The sequence below is a fragment of the Cohnella sp. genome, from assembly GCF_041640265.1.
Classification (GTDB): Bacteria; Bacillota; Bacilli; order Paenibacillales; family Paenibacillaceae; genus Cohnella.
Genome location: NZ_JBEQAP010000029.1, coordinates 1 through 20,579 on the forward strand (window position 1 = coordinate 1; position 20,579 = coordinate 20,579).

Consider the following 20,579-nt stretch of genomic DNA (forward strand, 5'->3'; position numbering starts at 1 on the left):
CTCGAATACAATCGAATCCGCATTCATTCTTCCATTGGTTACTTAACCCCGCATTTATGCGAAAAGAGGTACTACGAGCAGCAGCAGGCCGCATAAGTTTGTGTCTACTTTCTTGACAGAACTCCAACTGTTCAACCTACAACAAAGGGGACAGGATACGGGACAGCGCTTCTTTGACCTTCTGTTTTTTCGAGCGTCTATGGAATTTCTTCAAGTCAATTTCCGTACTATCCTTAATATCCTGAAGAAAGTCCGCTTCAAGCCGGGCGACCGCTTTCGGATCAAACAAGTGAGCGTTAATCTCAAAGTTGCTGAAGAAGCTCCGTAAATCCATGTTCGCCGAGCCAACGACTCCGACTAAATTGTCCACTATTAATGTCTTCGCATGAATGAAGCCCTTGCGATATTGCCATACCCGCACCCCTGACTTCATCATTTCTTCTACATAGGACAGCGTTGCATAATGCACGAGCCAAGTATCGGGTTCATGCGGGATCAGTATTCTTACATCCAAGCCGCTTAACGCCGCGTCGTGAAGTGCCATTCCAATGCTCGCGCTTGGGATAAAATAGGGAGTCGTAATCCATACTCGCTTCCGAGCGGATGTCACCATCGCATAGACGGAATCATGAAAAGTGTCCCCTCTTCGATTTGGCCCTGCAGGTACAATCTGTAAGGGTTCCGTAAACTCACATTGATGCGGCGGCATGAAGCTCGGGTGATCCAGCTTCTCCCGCGTAGCCATTTCCCAGTCCTTAAGGAATACTTCCTGTAACCGATACACCGAATCCCCTTCAAGCTGCAGATGGGTATCTCGCCAGAAGCCTAACCGCGGGTGTTTGCCAATATACTCGTCCCCCACGTTAATTCCGCCTACAAAACCTTTTAACCCGTCTATGACGATGATTTTTCGATGATTCCGGTAATTCATTCTTTTCTTCATAAAAGACAGCTTAAGCGGAAAGAAACAGGCAATGTTTACGCCCCCCTCCCGCATGATTCGTACGTAGGATTCCTTAAGCGTTATACTGCCGATTCCGTCATATAGAAACCGCACATCAACACCTTCTTGAGCCTTCTCTATAAGCGCCTGCCGGAACATTCTTCCCGTGTCGTCATCCCTGACAATGTAGCTGGACATATGGATATGATGCTTGGCCGCTTTAATCGCTTGCAGCATCGAACGGTAGGTATCTTCTCCATTGCTATAAATCTCAGATCGATTTCGGCCCAGAATGGGCAACGTCCCGCCTTTGATCAGCCCTCGGAACAAGCGATGCTGATCCGCGAATTCCGGATCCGGCAAATCGGATGGATTTGTAAGCAGAGTACTGCGGCTTAACATCTGCTTACGCCGCTTCTCCTCGAGGACTCCCCAACGTCTAGCTTTGCGGCTCCTGCGATATTCTTGGGCCAAAAAGTAATACAAGATAAAACCAACAAGCGGAAAAATAAACAAAATGAATAACCACGCGGTTGCATGGGCCGGCCTACGAAATTCCAGCAGCAATATTGTAGCCGCTTGGAAGATAAAGACGAACAGAATGATACTCAGAACCAGCACAATCATTCAAGTACCCCCGAAATCTCTGAATCGATTAAAAGGAATGATCGAAAGCTTTCTAGAATAGATAGCAATAGAAGAATTTAAATCCAATAATGGTTCTATGCCGAAAGGAGCGCTAATGACACAAAGTAATCGGAAACCGAAATGGACGTTACTCCTGATCCGGGATGCTGAACAGCGTGTTAAGCAGTTCCGAGTGTCTGCAAGAACGGCTATGATCCTGCCCGCCGCGGTTGCGATAACCATTACGGCCTGTTTCGTGGTTATGGAGCTGCATGCACTTTATCGGATTCACGATTTGGAAGCTCGTCTGGAGAACGATTCAATTCAGCTTACGAGCACTGTTGCTGGCAAGAATGAAGAAATCGCTTTTCTAAAGCAAGAGCTCACAGTCCTCAACGGGCAAACCGAGGCTTTGAAAAAAAGAATGGACGGAATGAATGAATTAGAGCATCAGCTCCAGCAATTCATTAAGACGTACGGAGGAGGCTCGTCCGATCCACGCTCATTAACACTATCATCTCCACAAGGCACCTCATCTACTGCCAAACTGGCGCATACCGTTACCGATTTCTCGGAATTATCACAAATGCTAGATGAAATGGCGGTTAATATGGAATTCAGCCTTCGAACAGCAGAGCAGAAGCGTACTGAAGTGGATACATTCCCTTCCGAGTGGCCAACTGTATCGCGGCAGTTAACTTCCAGCTTCGGTTACAGGCGTGATCCGATATCGGGAAAATCCACTTTTCACGAGGGAGTCGACATATCCGGTGAAGTGGGAGACCCGATCTACGCTGCAGGCGAAGGCAGAGTCAAGGAAGCTGAATTCGATTATACACGTGGTAATTATATCATCATTACCCATCGTAACGGTTTGGAATCATGGTACCTGCATTTGAGTAAAATCGCAGTGAAAACGGGGCAGCTGGTTGAGCGTGGAGCATCGATAGGCAAATTAGGGAATAGCGGTCGCAGCACGGGGCCCCACTTGCATTTCCAAGTTGTTCTCAGCGAGAAACCTGTTAATCCGCTTCCTTATTTGAAACTGGTGAAGGAGGATTGAATAAGCCATGTTTAAGAACAATAAGAAGCTTTCTCCCAACATAACGGACACCTTGATCGGGGCAGGCACGGAAATGGATGGTCATCTGAAATCACAGACAGGTGTCAGGATTGAGGGTACGTACAAAGGAGAAATCGACAGTAAAGGGGATATCGTTATCGGTGAAGGCGGCGTGGTGCGATCCAATATTATCGCACGTGATGTGACGATCGCCGGCAAGGTTTACGGGGATGTACATACACGAGGTAAATTAACCATTACCGCTGCAGGACAGCTTCATGGCAACGCGTTTGCCGCGATTCTCATTGTGCAAGAAGGTGGTATTCTGAATGGCTCGAGTACGATGGAACGGCTGGAGGAAAAAAAGGGGGGAAGCTCTTTGAATAGCTCGGGGTCGGGCTTAGGTTCAGGTGGCTCGGGGTCGGATTCTGACTCGGGCAGCAGTTCCGATAAGAAAGGCAAGCAGGCAGGGTAACTCTCTATAGCCATTTGGCTAACATCCTGCGGCTGGCTTTATCCAAGTTGTGATCGGCAGGAACAATATACCTCTGATCTTCCAAGTCGGTAACCAATCGAATTCCGTTCTGCAGATTAACAGCCGCTTCATAGATCGGCCCCGTGAAGAAGCTGAGCTTGCCGTAATCGGTATCGACTTCCCATATGAATTGATTAAACCGGCGGCGAATCATCGAAATCCGTTCCATACAGGGGAGATACGGACTTATTCGCAGTTCCATTGACAGCGCCGCCCTGCTCGAAGCTTCCATGCCTGAAGTTGTTCTAAGCACTCCCCATTCGTTTCCATCTAGGTCGGCGACTCTAATGCAAGATTCACCTCGGGTGATTGGGAATAACCGGCTTACCTTAACGGCATCTATCTTTCCATTCCAAACGGCAACCAATACGCCTCCCTCATCCCTGCTGAACTGAATGTGCTGAGGATCAATCCATAACCATTCATTAAGTATGCTCAACGAACTCCCTCCTTCATTACTTTAATCTGCTTACCAGAGTCTGCAATACGTCCGTGATCCAGTTCGATAATCCGATCTGCGTTGCTCAAGGTGTTGAGTCGATGCGCGATGGCTATCGTAGTACGACCTTTACATAACCGATCAAGCGCCTCCTGAATTTCCCGTTCCGTTTCTAAATCCACGGAAGAGGTCGCTTCATCTAATATGAGGATGGATGGATTCTGCAACAGAGTCCTTGCTATGGAAATCCGCTGCTTCTCTCCGCCTGAGAGGTGCACGCCGCGTTCTCCGACGCTTGTGTCATAACCAAAAGGCAGACGGGAAATAAAGGCATGCGCATTCGCTTGGCGGGCAGCCTGAATGATCTGCTCAGGAGCCGCATCCGGGCATCCATAGGCAATGTTATCCGCGATTGTGCCGTCGAAGAGGTACGTCTCCTGAAACACAATCCCTACTTGCCTTCGCAAATCGGCTATGGCAATATGCCGAAGATCAATTCCATCGATTTCAATGCTTCCTTCATCGGGATCGTAAAAACGGCATAACAAATGGATGAGAGTCGTTTTCCCGGCTCCCGACCGACCTATAATCCCCACCTTTTCTCCCGCACGAACGTGCATGGAAATATCCTTAAGCACATTCAAGCCTTTCTCATACCCGAACGAAAGGGATTTAACCCGAATATCCCCACGTATGAATGGCAAAGAAACAGGTTCCTTTGATTCGTTAACCTCAGTCGGCGTATGCAATAGCTCCAATATGCGATCCGCCGAAGCCATCGATGAGTTAAAGGCTTTCGTTACGCGGAAGTTGCCTCGGAGCTGTTCTAAGAACATTGAGAGATACGAGGTAAAAGCGATGACCGTACCCAAGCTCATGGACCCGTTCATCACCTGTCGGCCGCCGACAAACCAAACCATAGCAATGCCAGCGGATATGGCAAGATGAATGGACGGACTTAACCATAACGTAAAGCGCTGTTGATCGACCATGCGACGCACGGATGCTGAATTAAACTCCTGAAACAGAACCTTTTCATTCTCCTCCCTATGAAATGCTTTGACAACTCGCATTCCATGCAGCGTTTCCGAGATGTATTGCTGGAGCCAATAATCCGCATTCCACTTCCTGTTCATGAGAGACCGCATTGCGGGGAATACCCGCCACATCAATGTTGAGCTAATGATAAGAACCGCCACGATCAACAGAGAGATCTGCCAATTCAGAAGAAACATTATAACCAGAACGGAGGCAGCCATTAATAACTGAACTAAGATTCTAGTAACTCCTTCGGTCAACAATCCTTGAATCCCATTGGCATCATGTTTAATCCGGCTGATGAAATTCGCGGTTTTCCTTCGCTCATAGAAACGTATAGACAAGCTGATCAGCTTGTCGAACATATCTTTCCGTATATGGCTCATGATCATGCTTCCGATCCGTATTCCGATAGATGCCCTGATCACCTGGAAGATGGCTTGAAACACATATACACACAGCAATAGTCCGATCAGTCCCGCAAACTTGGATACAGAGGAGGACATTACGGCACCATCAATGATTTGCTTAAATAAGTATGGAGGCAGGATTTGCAATCCGACTGTCATTAGAAGCACAATGCTAGATAAAATGATTTGTTTGCGATAAGGAAAAGCATAATGCGCAAGGCGGAGTATGATGGATATCCTCTGCCGCCAGGTCAGTGGTTTTGTGCTCTTCTCTCTGTCAGACAAACTCTCTTCGTCAGCGGATGCCCTTCTTGTTAGAGCTTTAGATGCTTCATTACACCAATCGTTGATCATTTCCCTGCATCTATACAGCTCTTTCATCCCAGATAGAGGGCAGAAAGCAATTCGCTTTGATACGCCGCGGAGTAATCCAAGCTCCATGTAAGCCCCTGTGCCAGTCTCCACAACAGTTGCTCCCGATAGCTCCTGGCGCTCTGCGGCCATAAGCAGTGTCCCATTAGAGTCCCGAACCTCTAATTGTACTGCGGTTAACAAGATCGTGCGGTTTACTAGCTTTCCCTGCTCAGATAAATCCGTTACCGTCTGGATTTTTCTTTGCGATAATAGATCAGATGCCATGAGGTATTCCTCTTTTCTGTCTCGCTGTTGCGGGAAACTCGTTTTTTCCAGCGGCCAAGAACAACGAACGGCAGCATTAACAATGTCCACCGTACGGCAATGAATGACCATACTTGTCTAAATTTGCGGCTCTCTAGTTGTGTGGTTCCCTTTCTCTTCATATCAATAAGAACACCGATTACTTGCTGAGGGTTAACAGAGGGATCGAAAAAACGATTGGTATCACCGCGAAAAAGATAACGAGTGCCTCTATTGTCCTTTGATATTCGGTGTAAACGGTGAGAATACAAGATACCTGAGTCACTTGCTACTAAATAAACCTCTCCGATATTCGGGGGTTCCTTGAAAGGTACGAATCGACATATATCACTAGGATAAATATACGGATACATACTGTAACCAGACGCGCGAAGACGGACTTCCCCTTTTCTCTCCATTAGAGCCTTGAAGGTTCGTATATTTTCCTCACGCACGTACAACCAGCCCCATGTCCACCATTCGGCTTAGAAAGCCTTTCAAATCTTCACTTGCTCGCGTACGGTCCACCGAATATACTTCTGTCATCCGAGTCGCAAGCTCCTCAACCGTTATGTCTTCTGCCAGTGATTGCCAGATCCATCCTCCGGCTTCATTTAGTTTTGTTACGGCCAAAGTATCCTCGTTCAGGATCAGCGTATCTCCATCCAATTCTATGATTTCTGCCGCTTCCAATCGACGATAAGTCTCAATCATGAGATCTCCTCCCAGAACAGGTCATTGTTTTGAAATTCTAATTTGTAAACCGGCACTTGTTCTACTAAAGCTCTGCATAATCGGACAACCTTTAAGGATTCCTCATGATCATAGGGCCAATACCATATTTTATCGAAAATGGATATTAACGCTTTGCTCCTCTCCAGAGGATGTTTCTGAATAACAGGAGATTGCTTAAGCATGTAGATTGCACGAAGGGGGGCGCAGTTCACCCTAGATGGACTCAGAAGATCGCTGCGCAAGGGGGAGTCATAGACCATCACTTGTCCGCCTGGAGACAGCTTGACAAGGGATGCTTCATCAGCCAATAACATCCTTGGATGTGAGAGCTGAGCGACTGTGGATTTGCCTGCACCGGACACTCCAGCAAATACATGCGCCTCACCCTTTTGCACCAAGCTGGACGAATGAACGATAAGACCCCAATTAAAATGCGCAATGATCGTACTGTACCAATTCATTAATACGCATCTAAGACCGACGAAATTATAGAAATGAATGTCTGCTTCGAGGTAATCGGGGCTGATGATTAGAAGGTAATCCGGACGTTCAAATCGCAGCCTCTCTCGATTGTCCCTGCTAAACGTCGTGTTAATCCCGGGATTTCGAGTTCCCCCTTGTTGAATGGTGATCGTAAAGCTATTCTGCCTATCCGTCTCTATGGGAGCAGGACGATCCCCGAACATTTGGTGAATATGCGAAATGGCTTCTGATCCGATACACCGAAACCGAACCGTGTGATCTCCAATTCGCTTCCACAACTCTTCCATTGATGGACCTCCCAATTAGTTTCACTATTTATTAGGGGAAAAGAAGAGAGGAGATAATATCCTGTCTTCTCTTCCTTACTGCGTTTTGATCTTACCTGCAGGATAATCTGGCGGTTTATGGTTTTTTACCGCTTCCTCTTCCTCTTCCTCTTCCACTACCGCTGCCACTTCCACTTCCGCTGCCGCTTCCGCTTCCGCCGCTTCCAAAGCCACTCTCAAATACGACAGATTGATGCAAAATGATTTCTGGAGCTACATATTTTTTCAAAAGATATCACCTCGCTTTTCTGTTCTCATTTTATGATACATTTTGTATACTTGTCAATAAAATTCAGTTATTTAAATACATTTTGTATCATTGTGATCAAATTGATAGAACCCATAAACGTCTATTGTCCTCCGGAAAGAAAACAAATTCTTTTTCTTCATATTGCTTTAAACTCCTCTCTATTTTTCTCTATGTACTGAGTAAATGTCCGCATGAATATGGCTACACTAAATTGTTCTGCATGGTTCCTTATAGTCGCGGGATCCCAGCTTGTTTGATTCATTTCCATAAGGGCATCAGCCAAAGAATCCGCCGTTTGATGTTCAAAGAAAATCCCGTTTACTCCCGGAACTACGGTGTCTAATGCTCCTCCCCCCTTGAAAGCAACGACAGGCCTTCCGCTTGCATTGGCTTCCAAAGGAGTAATTCCGAAATCTTCGATCCCCGGAAAAATAAACCCCCGGCATTGCTGCATATATTGCGCGACTTGATCATCCGGCATTCGTCCCATAAAGGTGACCGTCGGTCCGGCAAGGGATTCCAATCTCTTCCTGTCCGGTCCTTCTCCAATGATGATTAGCGGTTTTCCGAGTCTAGTGCAGGCCTCGACGGCTAGATCAATACGTTTATACGATACTAAGCGCGAAACTACCAAGAAATAATCTCCCGGTTCCGCATCCGATATTTGGAATCGCGAAATATCAACCGGAGGGTATATGATCTCCGCTTGCCTCCCATAACAATTTTCAATCCGATGTTGAACAACTGTTGAATTGGCGACGATGTGATGAATCTTTCGAGAGGTCATTTTATCCCACACACGCAGAGGTAACATCGCCCATTTAGCCACCTGTTTCTGAATGACCGGTACTTCGCTCCCTTCCATATAGGTTGAGAAATCCCAGGCGAAACGCATCGGAGTATGACAATAACAAATATGAACCGTGTTTCCTTTCACAACTACACCTTTTGAAAATGCGCTGCTAGAGCTTATAACCAGATCATAGTCACGTAAATTCATAGACCTTACCGCAAAAGGGTATAACCAAAAATATTGTTTGTATCGCTTTCGAATTCCCGGCAATTTCTGCATCCAAGTCGTTCGAATGTCGGAATCCGTTAGTTCGGGCAGCAGTTTATTGCGGTCTGCGACTGTTGTATAGATTGGCGCTTGAGGGAACATCCTGTGAAGCACTCCAACTACTCTTTCCGCACCGCCCATTTGATTTAAATAATCGTGGACAATCGCTACCCGAAGATTACTGCTCATGGAATCTCTTCTCCTTTATCAAAGTGTTATCTTTTGGATTGCCTTTCAGTATGGATGTGTATAGAGTCTCAACTTTGTACACCGTGTTTTGGATGGTAAAAAAGTCATTCACGCGTTCCTCCGCATTGCCTACAATTCTTAGCCTTAAGTCATCGTCATTTAATAAGCGTTCTGCACAGCCCCACAAACCATTAAGATCTCCGACCTCATACAATAATCCGCTTTGCTCATGGTCAATGATTTCGGGTACTCCCCCCGCACGGGTTGCAATAACCGGTATGGACTGCGACATAGCTTCGATAATGACACGACCAAAAGGTTCATTGTCCGAGCACAAAAAAAGAAGATCCGCTGCACAGCAGATCTCCACCACATCTTTACGGAAGCCTGTAAATCTCACACGATCTTCCAACCCCATATTTGCAGTTATTTCTTGTAGAGAATCCCAATAGTCATTACATGCTTGACCAAATTTGGGTTCGCCGACGACGCATAAATACACATCATGTCCGCTATCCAGCAATCTTTTCGTCGCTCGTATGGCATCCTCTTGTCTTTTCCAAGGGGCAATTTGACCTATAATGAGAATGACCTTGCTCTGCAGCGGAAGGTTTAATTCCTTCCGGATCTCCACTTTCCAGCGCTCCCTCTCCTGATCTGAGCATTCGTGAATTTCCACTCCGTTATGTACGAGGTGTATTCGATTCGCCAATTTCTTCCGATCAAATCCAATAAAGACTGATTGCGAGATTCCTATGATTGCTTTAACAGTAAGTCTTGCCAGACGATCAATCCCCTTGCCGATCAGCCCCTTAGGCAGATTATCCCGCACATGCCATACTAACGGACGGCGGTGAAGCCATATAAACAAGGCAGCCATAATTCCTGCCCGCAGGGAGTTGGCATGAATAATATCAATAGAATGGAATCTTATCATTCGAGCTAATCTCAGTCCCGCCCCTAGCATTCCAATCACATCTATCATGAGCCTTAACGGATTTTTGGAAAGTCTTGCTCTATAGCCCTTAATAGGGACAACTTGGAGCCCGGCTACCCGAGCACGTTCCGTCAGCTCCCCCTCAGGTGCAAACAGGATAGCTTCAGCCATTCGCATGTTCTTCGCCATCAGGAGCAGACTAATCTCAGCCCCGCTGACAACTCCCGTATGATTATAGAAGGCTACTCTCATATTTCACGAGTTCCTTTCGCTGTTGAATCGCTTGTTCAAACACGGAGGTTACGGATCGGGCTACCTTGTCCCAAGTATAATGCTGAAGAGCATGCCTGCGGCATTCCTCGCGAGAGGGGATCGAACATTCCCCCTTCATTACCGATATGACTTTCTCCGCAATACCCGCAGGCGTTCCGTCGCGGAACAACAGCTCGCTTGAGAAGGGCTCGAGTATTTCTTTCGTCCCTCCATAAGGGGTGCCGAGTACAGGAGTGCCGCAAGCCAACGATTCCGTTGTAACCAAGCCGAACCCTTCAAGCGTTCTCGTCGGGACGATGCTCACATCTGCAGCCTGATACCACCGGACCAAATCCTCTTCGGATACCCTTCCCAATAGACGAACAGAGGAACGCAGATGATGCTCGTCTATTAATCGTTCATATTCATCTTTAAGCGCTCCTTGTCCCGCAATGAAGAGCAAAGTATCGGGAACCTCTCTTAAAATCTGTGTCATTGCAAGAATCAACTGATCAATCCCCATCCGGCGAACCAGCCTTCTGGCGCAGAAGAGGACCTTCTGTTCCTTACGGATGCCCAGTTGCTCCCGTAAAGAACTCCGATCCTCTGAAGGCCGAAATCTTTCGATATCTACAGCCCCAGGAATGCGATGGACACTTTCCTTGGGAATATCGAATTCTCGTGATAATATGTCTCTGAAACTGTTGCTTAACACGATAAAGGCATCGGATCGACGATAAGTGGTGTGCTCTACTTTTTTCTTAAGTTGGTATCGAATAAATTTCGTCAATTGATTTCCCGAATCTTCCACTAGTGACTCTTGAGCCCAGGGACCGTGAAAATGGCTGACAATCGGCACATGTGCGGGGATGACTCTTCTTGAGACCAGGGAAGCATACAATCCAAAATGGGGATTAAATACATCCGGCTGAAATGCCAAGGTCCGATTTCTTATAGAAGTATGAAAGAATTTCATCCGCTGATAGGTGCCTAATTTTGCACTGCCGGTAATGACATCCCGGATATAGGAAGGCGCCTCGAGTTCTTTTCGTTCAGCTGATATAAGCCCCTCCACCGTATGCCCGCATTGATTCATCGCCATCAAGTAATCTGCAAAATAATGATTTAATCCGCCTGGCCGATGTTTCGCCCACTCCATGCCGCTTGCTAGTATTTTCATTTTTCTCATACCCACCCTATCTCTATCATATTTTTGAGGATTGCTTCATGCTATGAATTGTCGGTTCAGAAATTTGGTTATGTTGCACATAAGCTCGGTTGGCCCGTTTTCTGCTCCTGCCCAAAATGAATGGCATATAAGCATTGATGAGATAGATGATGGGGGTTAGAAGAAGCAACGTTAATAAGACCCTTATTCCTTCCCTTGCATACTCAGTCGACATTATGCCAATTTGATCAACAATCTTTGATGTAATATTAAGCATCGGCATGTGAACCGCCATAATAATCAATACATTCTTCCCTAAGTAGACCAGTATCTTTGAATGGATTAAACTCGCAATCAATATACAAAAAGCGACACCCGCAAAAGCACAAATATAAAAGTCATAATAATTGCCAAGCAATTGCATATTTAAGTTTACCCGATTTTGACTAACAACCAGGTTTATAGTGATTAATGCAACTACTAGCATTATCTTCAGCCAAGCGGGTTTTGATAATAAAGACTGAAGCTGGGCTTTCAGTAAATTCCCCAGTCCATAGAACACGATTGCAGTGAGAGCTACATCAATACCCCAAGGCAACTTGAAGCTATTCATTACCCCATCTAAATAGCCGATGCAGGAACATAGGATTAATGCGTATACGATGTGTTTTTTGTTAGTTAACCCCTTTTTTAGGGCAAAAAAAATGATTTCGACTACAAATAAACAAGTCAAAAACCATAGAGGAAGATTGAAATCCATCCATTCTCTTGTTCCTGCAGAATAGAAGATTCCTAGAAACACCTGATATATATTGAGATCCTGATAATAGCTTGAGTCCCCTAAATGAAATCTCAATAAAAAGTACAAATAGGAAACGGCAGCAAAAATAACATAGGGAAGTAATAACGTATTCGCTTTTTTTACTAGGAAAGCTCTAAAGTTTTGGTATTTATCTAAGGAGAAGAAATAACCCGATAAAAAAAAGAAAAGCGGCATATGAAAGGAATTGATGAATTTTCCTAGCCAGGTATAATCCAATGAGGTGTGGGCCGTTATGACAAAAATAATTCCAATTCCTTTAGCAATATCAACCCATGCTATTCTCGACTTGCTGTCCCCCTGAGTAATAGACCCCATTTACCATTCTCCTTATAGAATTAGTGTTTCAACTTCCTCTTTTATACATGAGAATATCCTTAATGAACTCACTTACATTATTTATTTGCTTTTCTTTGTCAAATAGCGATAGGTTTCTCGGGACTCTTAACCTTCTCTCTTCCACTTCCTTTAGAGTAACCTGTTCTAAGAAATCAACCATCGACTGCGTATATGTTCGATCCCAAGGCTTGTTCCCATGAAGTCTATAAATCCAATTCTTATCCAAGTCATAAGACATAGGAATATTTCCTGTGACGATCGGGAGACCCACCGACAAGTATTCACTTACCTTCGTCGTATACCGAAAGCTTCCTACCTGATCTACACTTTGTGGTAAGCTCGCTAAGTCCATTGCCGACAAATAAGCGGGCACCTCTTCACGAAGCACACGCCCTGTAAAAATGATGTTTGAATGATTTCCGGATAATTCCTCCAGTTTTGCTTTCCCATTGCCATCCCCTACGATTAGCACTGTAACATCTTGGCGCTTTAGCTTTAATAGCGCCATAACGAGCTCATACCCATAGCAGTATCCGATTCTGTGATTCCAGTTCAACGTGCCAACGATTCCAATTACAATTTGGCTTTCGGGTATTCCGAGATTACTGCGGATTCTGCTTCTAGACTTTTTTAACTCCTCCTCCGAATACGAGAATGGGGCCCAGCCCGCCGCAGTCATCCCGAACGTTGTACCGTAGGTCAGCGCGCGGCCTGCAAGATAAGGTGTCCAGCCGATAAAACCGATTGAACGCTTATAAAGCAGCTTTTCATATAAATTAAAGAGGGGACCAAGCAGCGGAAATTGGCTGGAAATAAAAGGCCCCACAGCATCGCCGCTGCTGACGACATAGGGAACCTTTGTTAATAGATTTCCCGCTATCAGCGCCATTCCTCCCGCTATCCCTGTTCCCTCCATGATGATCAGATTCGGACGTTCACGAAAAATATAACGGAATATCTTCCATGTGTTTAACAGCTTCCTTTGGCGACCAAAGGGATAAAAGTTGACAGAGAAATTAGATAACAAAGCTCGTAATCGATTTTCATCATCCCCATTGCTCCCTTGAGTAGCGAAGCCCAACAATTTATAAGGATCCTTTTTCTTCTTCTTAACCTCCACCACTTCTTCAAATAAGGCTATGTACTCCCCTGCTACATCTTCCCATCTCTGCCTCTCGGATACTTTCCTAGCGTTGATGCCCATTTGCTGTCGTAGTTCTGGATATTCGGATAATTGCTTCATCGCTTGACCCAGCCCTTCGACATCTTCAGGGTCATCAAGTACAATTCCGGCCGTTAAATCGGAAGTAATCAGCTCCGATACACCTGACTGATACGTTGTAATAACCGGTAATCCTGAGGCTAGAGCTTCAATTACTACTAACGTGCAAGCTTCATATCTGGAAGGAAAGACAAAAAAATCAGCAGCCTTCATTAGGCTCGCCATATCTTTGCGAAAACCTAAAAACTGTACTCGCTCCTTGAGTCCTAATTGTTCTGCTAGTTTAATATAGGGACTGCCATTGGTTGAACCAGCCACTACTAAATGTATATCTTTAAGATCTACCATTGCTTTTAATACAGAATCCAGATTTTTTCTGGATGATTTAATATCTCCTGCGAATAAGGCAAGAGTTACATTCTCTGGAAGACCCAATTGCCCGCGACTAATGCTCTGATCTGGATAGAACTCCCGGGTATCGACACCATTCATAATGACACGAAGATTAGGATAATTAGCGAATTCTTGAATTTCAGTTTTTACCTTCTCAGAGACAGGGACCAGCTGTTTGCTGCGTGAGAAAGCTATTTTCTCAAAAATAGAGTTGATATAGGTAAACAGCAACTGATAGTATCCGAACACGTTTTTTTTCAATCGAAATGGATGAGCCCGCGACTTCAACCATGAGCTATGAACAAAATGAACGGCATTAACATCACTTTTGGCCCAGGTAATAAATCCGTTCACCATAACTAAATCGAATTTTCTCCTATGAATTAACAACAGAACAGTGCTGATTAGGGCGAAAATCTGATTTTTCAGCAGCTGGGTTGGCCATCCCTTTATCGGAACCTTAATCCAATTGAGGTTGGGCATCGACAGTAATTCCGGAGCTACATAACTAGCAAATACAGTCACGTTATGATTTCGATTAAGTACCTCCTTCACGATTTCATAATTGACTCTTGCTTGGCCGTCTCCTTTTAGTAATTTGTGAGTAACGATACAAATGTTCATCTGGTCCCCACCTGATTATTGTATTTTTAATTGGTTTTTACTTTGACTTTGCTAGTCTTAAGTCTTTTTACTTGAATGGAATTCAACACTTTGGCAGTTATTGACCTAACATATTCGGTATTGGTCTCTGTTAGGAGGGAGATCAACCATGCATATAGCATCACCTGTTATAGTTGGTTGAAACAGTTGTTGTCACCGATCGATGATTTAATAAAGTTATGTACGGGATAATGGGTTAAATAAAGAGTGTAAGAGAATCCCCCGAGCAATAAGCAGAACCTTCTAAATATTGAATTCCTGGATATGTCTTTGTAATCAAATAACACGAGAAACATATAAATGACTGCTGCAAAGGTTAATCCCACAGTAAAATTGATAAGAAAGCTTTTATCTCTACCACTGCCTGCTAAAACTGCGATAAACAGGATACAAGGGCCGCCCAGACCCATAATTCTATTAATTTTACTTCGAGGAATTCTCATCCGAGGTAGAAAGATAATAGCAGTACCTAGCAACCAGATCAGAAATAATAGCAATCCGTATTTACCAAGAAGAAGCCCTATTCCAATGGCAGAAATTCCGTAGTTTCAAGCATGGATAGTGCCTTCCATCACGGTAATGAGCTTTAATCTCCACAACCTTTGCCGGTATACCAACAGCAATTGCATGATCTGGTATATTCGTTAATACAACTGCGTTTGCCCCTATTTCACAATTGTTTCCAATGGTTATACCGCCGACAATTTTTGCTCTTGCATAAATCACAACACCGTCTCCGATTTCAGGGAATTTATCATCTGCTGCTCCATTTGGATTAAATCTGCTATCTCTACCCACACCCATGGTTACCTGGTGATAGATAATACAGTTATCACCTATTTTTGAGCCCGCTCCAATAACGATGCCATTTCCGTGAGCAATGAAAAAGTTTTTCCCGATTTGTGCCTGCGGGGAAATCTCTACACCTGTTATCACTCTATTAAACATTGAAATAAACGCGGCAATTTTTTTGAAATTTTTTCGATAAAACAAATTCGAAAGACGGAATAATCGAATCGCATTCCAATTCATCTCACATTTTTCTCCTTAAAGAGAGAGTATATTGCTTCCTATCTATCATGATGTAATTAATAGATTTCCTTATCGTACGGAGCGCGCTTAAAACTCCTCTTACTCCTTCTACCCTTGCACAATGCAGCGTAGTATGAATAATTGCGGCAATAAAAAAAGAAAGGGCTTTAAGCCACTTTCCTTCTGTAAATAGATAACGTTTAAAGGTTGCATACAATCGTGATGTAACAATGTGCGGCTTATAAAAATCGCGATTAATTTCTGAAGGATAATGGAAGTTAATGGCTTCTTGTGCCAGCACAATAGCATACCCTTTCTGTACAGCTCGGGTAGCAATATCCACTTCTTCATACCCATAGATTAACTGTTCATCAAATAAGATTTCTTTGAACAAGAATACTGGGAATACAGTACTGTTAATCACTATGGTTTTAATAGTATCTCCGTCTTTATAGGGTCTACTTTGGAAGCCTAAGAAGGTTTGATCATGTGGAAAAATGATTGAACCATTCTTGTTCTCCAGCCCAGTAACAATTAATTTGTTTCCGTATAACTCATTATTCTTCTTGATAACATTAAAGATTTGGACGAAATAGTCTCTCGATAGCTTTACATCATCATCAATGAATAAGAGGTGTGTTCCGGATACGGCTTTTATAGCATTATTCCTATTTGCTGATAATCCGATCCTGGGTCCCCTCAGATATTTCACACTTGGGAAATGTGATTTTACTAGCTGTTCTGTTCTTTCATCTGTACTATCATCGGATACGATTACTTCGGTTATGGGTGTATCGGAGTATTCCAAAGATTGCAAAGCTTGATTTAGATCATCTGGACGGTTTCTAGTACATATACATACTGAGAAGCGAATGTTCTGGAGGTTTTCTTTCAGCTTTTTCATACCGATCCTCCCTTCATGGGAATTTTTCCTTTTATAAAATAATCAACCTTCTTAAGAATCCCTTTTCCTAAGTTAACGATCTCTCTCACATCTAAGGATCCAGGTAATAACTCCATAAATGAAATTCTCTGGAAGCTAATGTTATACCACAAGAATCTCACTAGAAAACTCATGAAAAAACCGATAGCAGAGGAAATTGCTGCTCCACTAATGCCCCAAGCATCTATAGTCAGTGTCATGCTGCCGAGTGTAGTGCCTACTAAAACAGCTGTAGCTACCGTACTATGCAAGGTGCGTCCGATACTGTTAAGCGCATTCCCCAATATTTCTGATAATCCGCCAAACAAAGCATTCGGAAGCAGCAGCAGAGCTGGCCAGATTGCAGCTATATACTCCTGTCCAAATAGCAATGGAATAAGAAAAGGCATTGCGGTTCCCAACCCAATAGCTCCTAATATCGTACCCAAGGTGGTAAGTCTAATGAATTTACATACCTTCGCATGTAAATGATTGCGCGCCTCATTCACCATATTAGGAAAACTAGTAATTCCTATCGCCTTAGGAATTGCCCAAAGAACACCCGTCGCACTGCTTGCCGTCTGATACATAGCAAGAGCAGAAGGTGTTAAGGAGAAGAGTAAAATCTGAGTTCCACCGCTTCCTAACACTTGGATCACTGAGCCTCCAAAGCCCTTGAGGGCATACCATACACCACTCCACAAAATGGGTAGACGAAAATGCCCGGAAGACATAAGGAATGAACGAGCCTGCCAGATAAACGGAATTCCGCTGGAAAAAGCGATAATGGCTGATGTGATCAGACACAAACTGACACTTAGAATTCCGAGTAGGAAGTATATCATCCATATTGCTGTTAACACGGCGGGAATCCCAATACGAACCATATTTATTAACGAGAAGCGCTGTTGCGCTGCCAGCACTCCGGAAAGCATACTTGTAAGCGGACCGGTAAACGTTGATAGAAAGAATAGATAGGCGGCTAATTTTACGTCACCTTCCAGATGCCCCTTGATCATCCACCCGGTTATTAACATAACAACAAAAACGGCAATTCCACCGGTTGCTAACGCCCATATCAAAAGTGTCCTAAAGATGTCCTTTCGCTCGTGTTCTAAGCTTTTTCCCCAAAGGTAGACCGTAGCCATATAAATTCCAACATCACAAAGTCCGAGAATAAAGCCGTTCCACATCGAAATCCCCAGAAAAACTCCTCGATCATCAGGCGTTAAGCCCCGAGATAATATGATTGCCGAGATCACCCCGATGCCTAGAACACCGAACATACTTGCAAAGGTTTGAAGCGTTTTGGCCAAGAGGGACGATCTGCGTTTGTCATCCCTGTTAATAATCCCCATTCTTATCCACCAACTGCCACTTTAGGTTTGGTGACTGGGTTTTCCTTGTACTTCGGGTTCGTTTGAGCATCGATAATTTCACTAAGTACTGTCATTAAACCAGTAACGATAACCGGATTAGAAAATAAACGTATAGCCTCTGATCGGGCTAATTCAGCAATTTCCTTCCGCTTAGGTGAGCTTAGATCATTTAAAAGATTCCTAACATTGACCTCCAGCGCATCCATATCTCCTGCAGGGAAAACTCTGCAACATATTCTATTCACTTGTTCCGCAGCACCGACTTTATCGCTGGCGATGACAGGAACCCCACAGGCTAATGCTTCTCCAACTGTAAGGCCAAAGGGCTCATAGTGACTGGGTTGAATAAGTGCATCAACCGAATTGTAGAGATTGTCCATCTCTCCACCGGATAATTGGCCCACATATGTAGCTACATTTGTGTTCATTTGACCCAGGAGACCCCGGTAGTCAGACCATAACGAATGATTACCGACGATAAGAATACGTACTTTATCCGATATGTCAGTTAATCGGTGTGAAAGCTCAACCATCATTTCAACGCCTTTTCGGACCGCGATCCGGGACACGAATAGAAAGGTGATTCGATCGTCAGCCCCATATTTACCAATACCCGGTTTTGGAGAATATCGTTCGATATCAATTGGATTGGGTACAATGTAGGAAACTTTGTTCGGTTGCAGCTGATAGTCTTTACTGACCTCTTCTGCGAAATCACGACTTAAACTCAGCACATAATCCGCTTCTTTTATATGACGCTTCTGAACAATTGCGCGTGCTATTAATAGAATCCGGACCGCTGCACGCTTGAAAAATGGTTCTGATAACTTAGATAGATGTGTTTCCTTTCGGTGCCACTTGAGCTCTCCTGCTGCGTGAACACTTGGATGAAGTATGATCGGAGGTAATTGCTTTTTGTACCGCTTTAAGGCATGGAGTTCAATATGAGAAAATTGATAAACCAGATCATAAGGCTTGGCTTTATGCAGGCTAACCAATGTTTCGACAAGCTTCATTTCACATCGCAGATTAGCGATTTGCCCTGTAATAAACGCTAAAAAGTTATTACGGCTGTACCATCGATTCCACTTCCATGATGAGGGCTGGCTGTAGATTTTCAAGTTTTCCGCCTTTACTAGAACCTCAGGCAGAGCCGACTCTTTACCCGGAAAAAAACATTCGACTTCTACCCCCTGTCTAGATAGTTCCTGTAAAATCTGCCTGCCAACACCTGTGGCTCCACCATCATTGTTTGGCATAGGGCCAATCCATGCTATTCTCATTGCTTTACCCCTTTCTGTAGATAAGTTTTATCAAGATATCCGATCATGATCCAGATGAGTCCTACCGTAGAATAATGTCCTCCATTTAACCACTGTGCTGCTTGGGCAATAAGAATTCCCAATATTGCTAGATGAACACTGCTGATACTAGCTTGCTTAAATGCGATATACAGAATCCTTATCATGATTAATAAATAAAGACCGCCGCCTAGAATGCCAGTAGCTAAAAACTTATTGCTCAAATCCACTTCCGAGCTTACTGCCGCTCCATCAAATTTACCTGCCGCTATTGTTGTGGCACCTAACCCATGCCCTAGCGGATTCATTATTCCTTTCTTAAATCCAACAATCATTAGCTCTAAATGCCCGATTGTAGTTGCTTCTTCACCTAACGGATCTGTTAATCCGACGACTGAGTGATGAATCAAATCATTCTCTACATTTAGCTTAGAAATTCCCAAGAATAGACCCGTCATTACGATAGATGCTAAAATCGATATGGCTATCTTATTAGCCGCTTTTTTGGCATTAAGTATAGAAATAATAACTAAAGCCACTGTTACGGTTACGATTACTCCCCTGGCTGATTCGATAAAGAGAGCCGAGTATAACAAAAACAAACCCAGTAGCCCTATTACTTTAACTAGCGCTCGGCTGCGAAGTACGTATACCCAAGAAATAATCGTTGCTACTCCAAGATAGCAGGCATACTCAGAAGCGCTTGTAAAAAACGAGATGGGCCTCATAACACTGTAAACTTTTAAAGCCGTATATCCGGATAATTCAACCCACATATCTTCAAATGAGTAATATCCATAAAAATATTGTTTATACCCATATAGTGCAGCTATTAGACCAACTACAAATATGGAAGCGAAGATCACTTTTATTTTTTTTTCGTCAATGTATTCACGACTAAGTATCATATAACAGACAGGAACAATATAAAACATAACTCCCGCGAATCCTGTAAATAAACCACCTTGTAAGGGGTTGAATACTTGAATAATGTCTACCATAAGCATCCATCGGATAAGCTGAAATAATCGTGTATCATTCGCTATCATTTCCCGATCAATATACTTACGATAAAACCACTTGGACACAAGAATCAAAATTACCGCAGGTCCGACGATTACTAAAGGATCGAGAGTATTCCAACCTGCGACTGGAATTAATACTCTCCTTAGAAAACCTAAGAATGGTAAGTATAAGAGCAACAAATACAATGCTAAAGTGGGTTTACGAATGCTAAGCACAAGGAGTATAAAAATAATCGAAGATGCTATTAAGAGCCTAGTTTTGCTAGGATCAAGCGCCATAGTACCAAGATAGTAGCCCATCAGCATAACAAGGAGTATGATTCCCATAATCCTAAACCATTTATTGTCATGAATTTTTTGAATCAGCATAC

Annotated in this window: 19 protein-coding genes; 2 read left to right on the forward strand and 17 right to left on the reverse strand. The window is 43.9% G+C overall.

Going from position 1 to position 20,579, the window contains the following annotated elements:
• Positions 1-136: 136 nt before the first annotated feature.
• On the reverse strand, positions 137-1,570 hold the full coding sequence (gene cls / locus ACESLK_RS18830) for a cardiolipin synthase (RefSeq protein WP_373231245.1): 1,434 nt from the start codon (positions 1,568-1,570) through the stop codon (positions 137-139).
• 115 nt (positions 1,571-1,685) lie between these two features.
• On the opposite strand from cls, the gene ACESLK_RS18835 reads away from it, so the two are divergent.
• Both ACESLK_RS18835 and ACESLK_RS18840 read left to right on the forward strand, forming a co-directional pair.
• Entirely contained in the window at positions 1,686-2,633 is a 948-nt protein-coding gene (locus tag ACESLK_RS18835) for a M23 family metallopeptidase (RefSeq protein ID WP_373231246.1), read from the forward strand.
• 7 nt (positions 2,634-2,640) lie between these two features.
• The gene (locus tag ACESLK_RS18840; protein ID WP_373231247.1) at positions 2,641-3,108 is read left to right on the forward strand and encodes a bactofilin family protein; all 468 of its coding nucleotides are present in this window, start codon (positions 2,641-2,643) and stop codon (positions 3,106-3,108) included.
• Positions 3,109-3,112: 4 nt separating this feature from the next.
• Here ACESLK_RS18840 and ACESLK_RS18845 read toward each other — a convergent pair whose 3' ends face one another.
• The 16 genes from ACESLK_RS18845 to ACESLK_RS18920 form a co-directional block, all read right to left on the reverse strand.
• On the reverse strand, positions 3,113-3,607 hold the full coding sequence (locus ACESLK_RS18845) for a DUF1854 domain-containing protein (RefSeq protein WP_373231248.1): 495 nt from the start codon (positions 3,605-3,607) through the stop codon (positions 3,113-3,115).
• The gene (locus ACESLK_RS18850; protein WP_373231249.1) at positions 3,604-5,694 is read right to left on the reverse strand and encodes an ABC transporter ATP-binding protein; all 2,091 of its coding nucleotides are present in this window, start codon (positions 5,692-5,694) and stop codon (positions 3,604-3,606) included. The genes ACESLK_RS18845 and ACESLK_RS18850 overlap by 4 nt, the downstream gene beginning before the upstream one ends.
• Positions 5,652-5,855, reverse strand: a complete 204-nt coding sequence (locus ACESLK_RS18855) for a hypothetical protein (RefSeq protein WP_373231250.1) — start codon at positions 5,853-5,855, stop codon at positions 5,652-5,654. Before ACESLK_RS18855 ends, ACESLK_RS18850 begins: the two co-directional genes overlap by 43 nt.
• A 304-nt stretch (positions 5,856-6,159) precedes the next feature.
• On the reverse strand, positions 6,160-6,426 hold the full coding sequence (locus tag ACESLK_RS18860; RefSeq protein ID WP_373231251.1) for a PqqD family protein: 267 nt from the start codon (positions 6,424-6,426) through the stop codon (positions 6,160-6,162).
• Complete coding sequence (locus tag ACESLK_RS18865; RefSeq protein WP_373231252.1) at positions 6,423-7,217, reverse strand: hypothetical protein; 795 nt, start codon at positions 7,215-7,217, stop codon at positions 6,423-6,425. The genes ACESLK_RS18860 and ACESLK_RS18865 overlap by 4 nt, the downstream gene beginning before the upstream one ends.
• A gap of 75 nt (positions 7,218-7,292) precedes the next feature.
• A complete protein-coding gene (locus tag ACESLK_RS18870; protein WP_373231253.1) occupies positions 7,293-7,436 on the reverse strand; it encodes a hypothetical protein in 144 nt (47 codons plus the stop codon).
• A gap of 206 nt (positions 7,437-7,642) precedes the next feature.
• Positions 7,643-8,755, reverse strand: a complete 1,113-nt coding sequence (locus ACESLK_RS18875; protein ID WP_373231254.1) for a glycosyltransferase — start codon at positions 8,753-8,755, stop codon at positions 7,643-7,645.
• Positions 8,745-9,944 carry a glycosyltransferase family 4 protein gene (locus tag ACESLK_RS18880; protein WP_373231255.1) on the reverse strand — a complete coding sequence of 400 codons (1,200 nt, stop codon included), beginning with the start codon at positions 9,942-9,944 and terminating at the stop codon, positions 8,745-8,747. Before ACESLK_RS18880 ends, ACESLK_RS18875 begins: the two co-directional genes overlap by 11 nt.
• Positions 9,925-11,124, reverse strand: a complete 1,200-nt coding sequence (locus ACESLK_RS18885) for a glycosyltransferase family 4 protein (RefSeq protein WP_373231256.1) — start codon at positions 11,122-11,124, stop codon at positions 9,925-9,927. The genes ACESLK_RS18880 and ACESLK_RS18885 overlap by 20 nt, the downstream gene beginning before the upstream one ends.
• A gap of 25 nt (positions 11,125-11,149) precedes the next feature.
• Complete coding sequence (locus ACESLK_RS18890; RefSeq protein ID WP_373231257.1) at positions 11,150-12,250, reverse strand: acyltransferase family protein; 1,101 nt, start codon at positions 12,248-12,250, stop codon at positions 11,150-11,152.
• A 28-nt stretch (positions 12,251-12,278) separates the two neighbouring features.
• A complete protein-coding gene (locus ACESLK_RS18895) occupies positions 12,279-14,510 on the reverse strand; it encodes a glycosyltransferase family 4 protein (protein WP_373231258.1) in 2,232 nt (743 codons plus the stop codon).
• A 543-nt stretch (positions 14,511-15,053) separates the two neighbouring features.
• Positions 15,054-15,581, reverse strand: a complete 528-nt coding sequence (gene epsC, locus ACESLK_RS18900) for a serine O-acetyltransferase EpsC (protein ID WP_373231259.1) — start codon at positions 15,579-15,581, stop codon at positions 15,054-15,056.
• 1 nt (position 15,582) lies between these two features.
• Positions 15,583-16,485, reverse strand: coding sequence for a glycosyltransferase family 2 protein (locus ACESLK_RS18905; protein ID WP_373231260.1), 903 nt, complete (start codon positions 16,483-16,485; stop codon positions 15,583-15,585).
• Positions 16,482-17,696: a lipopolysaccharide biosynthesis protein gene (locus ACESLK_RS18910; RefSeq protein ID WP_373231261.1), complete on the reverse strand. Its 1,215-nt coding sequence runs from the start codon at positions 17,694-17,696 to the stop codon at positions 16,482-16,484. The genes ACESLK_RS18905 and ACESLK_RS18910 overlap by 4 nt, the downstream gene beginning before the upstream one ends.
• A 167-nt stretch (positions 17,697-17,863) precedes the next feature.
• Positions 17,864-19,165, reverse strand: coding sequence for a glycosyltransferase family 4 protein (locus ACESLK_RS18915; RefSeq protein WP_373231262.1), 1,302 nt, complete (start codon positions 19,163-19,165; stop codon positions 17,864-17,866).
• Positions 19,162-20,577: a hypothetical protein gene (locus ACESLK_RS18920; protein ID WP_373231263.1), complete on the reverse strand. Its 1,416-nt coding sequence runs from the start codon at positions 20,575-20,577 to the stop codon at positions 19,162-19,164. Before ACESLK_RS18920 ends, ACESLK_RS18915 begins: the two co-directional genes overlap by 4 nt.
• Positions 20,578-20,579 lie beyond the last annotated feature (2 nt).

Bases quoted from the DNA above. Each gene is read 5' to 3' on its own strand.
- ACESLK_RS18850 (WP_373231249.1), bottom strand. From the start codon at position 5,694: ATGGCATCTGATCTATTATCGCAAAGAAAAATCCAGACGGTAACGGAT.
- ACESLK_RS18840 (WP_373231247.1), top strand. From the start codon at position 2,641: ATGTTTAAGAACAATAAGAAGCTTTCTCCCAACATAACGGACACCTTG.
- ACESLK_RS18855 (WP_373231250.1), bottom strand. From the start codon at position 5,855: ATGAAGAGAAAGGGAACCACACAACTAGAGAGCCGCAAATTTAGACAA.
- ACESLK_RS18860 (WP_373231251.1), bottom strand. From the start codon at position 6,426: ATGATTGAGACTTATCGTCGATTGGAAGCGGCAGAAATCATAGAATTG.
- ACESLK_RS18885 (WP_373231256.1), bottom strand. From the start codon at position 11,124: ATGAAAATACTAGCAAGCGGCATGGAGTGGGCGAAACATCGGCCAGGC.
- ACESLK_RS18920 (WP_373231263.1), bottom strand. From the start codon at position 20,577: ATGCTGATTCAAAAAATTCATGACAATAAATGGTTTAGGATTATGGGA.
- ACESLK_RS18895 (WP_373231258.1), bottom strand. From the start codon at position 14,510: ATGAACATTTGTATCGTTACTCACAAATTACTAAAAGGAGACGGCCAA.
- ACESLK_RS18915 (WP_373231262.1), bottom strand. From the start codon at position 19,165: ATGAGAATAGCATGGATTGGCCCTATGCCAAACAATGATGGTGGAGCC.
- ACESLK_RS18865 (WP_373231252.1), bottom strand. From the start codon at position 7,217: ATGGAAGAGTTGTGGAAGCGAATTGGAGATCACACGGTTCGGTTTCGG.
- ACESLK_RS18910 (WP_373231261.1), bottom strand. From the start codon at position 17,696: ATGTGGAACGGCTTTATTCTCGGACTTTGTGATGTTGGAATTTATATG.
- ACESLK_RS18890 (WP_373231257.1), bottom strand. From the start codon at position 12,250: ATGGGGTCTATTACTCAGGGGGACAGCAAGTCGAGAATAGCATGGGTT.
- ACESLK_RS18905 (WP_373231260.1), bottom strand. From the start codon at position 16,485: ATGAAAAAGCTGAAAGAAAACCTCCAGAACATTCGCTTCTCAGTATGT.
- ACESLK_RS18880 (WP_373231255.1), bottom strand. From the start codon at position 9,944: ATGAGAGTAGCCTTCTATAATCATACGGGAGTTGTCAGCGGGGCTGAG.
- cls (WP_373231245.1), bottom strand. From the start codon at position 1,570: ATGATTGTGCTGGTTCTGAGTATCATTCTGTTCGTCTTTATCTTCCAA.
- ACESLK_RS18835 (WP_373231246.1), top strand. From the start codon at position 1,686: ATGACACAAAGTAATCGGAAACCGAAATGGACGTTACTCCTGATCCGG.
- epsC (WP_373231259.1), bottom strand. From the start codon at position 15,581: ATGAATTGGAATGCGATTCGATTATTCCGTCTTTCGAATTTGTTTTAT.
- ACESLK_RS18875 (WP_373231254.1), bottom strand. From the start codon at position 8,755: ATGAGCAGTAATCTTCGGGTAGCGATTGTCCACGATTATTTAAATCAA.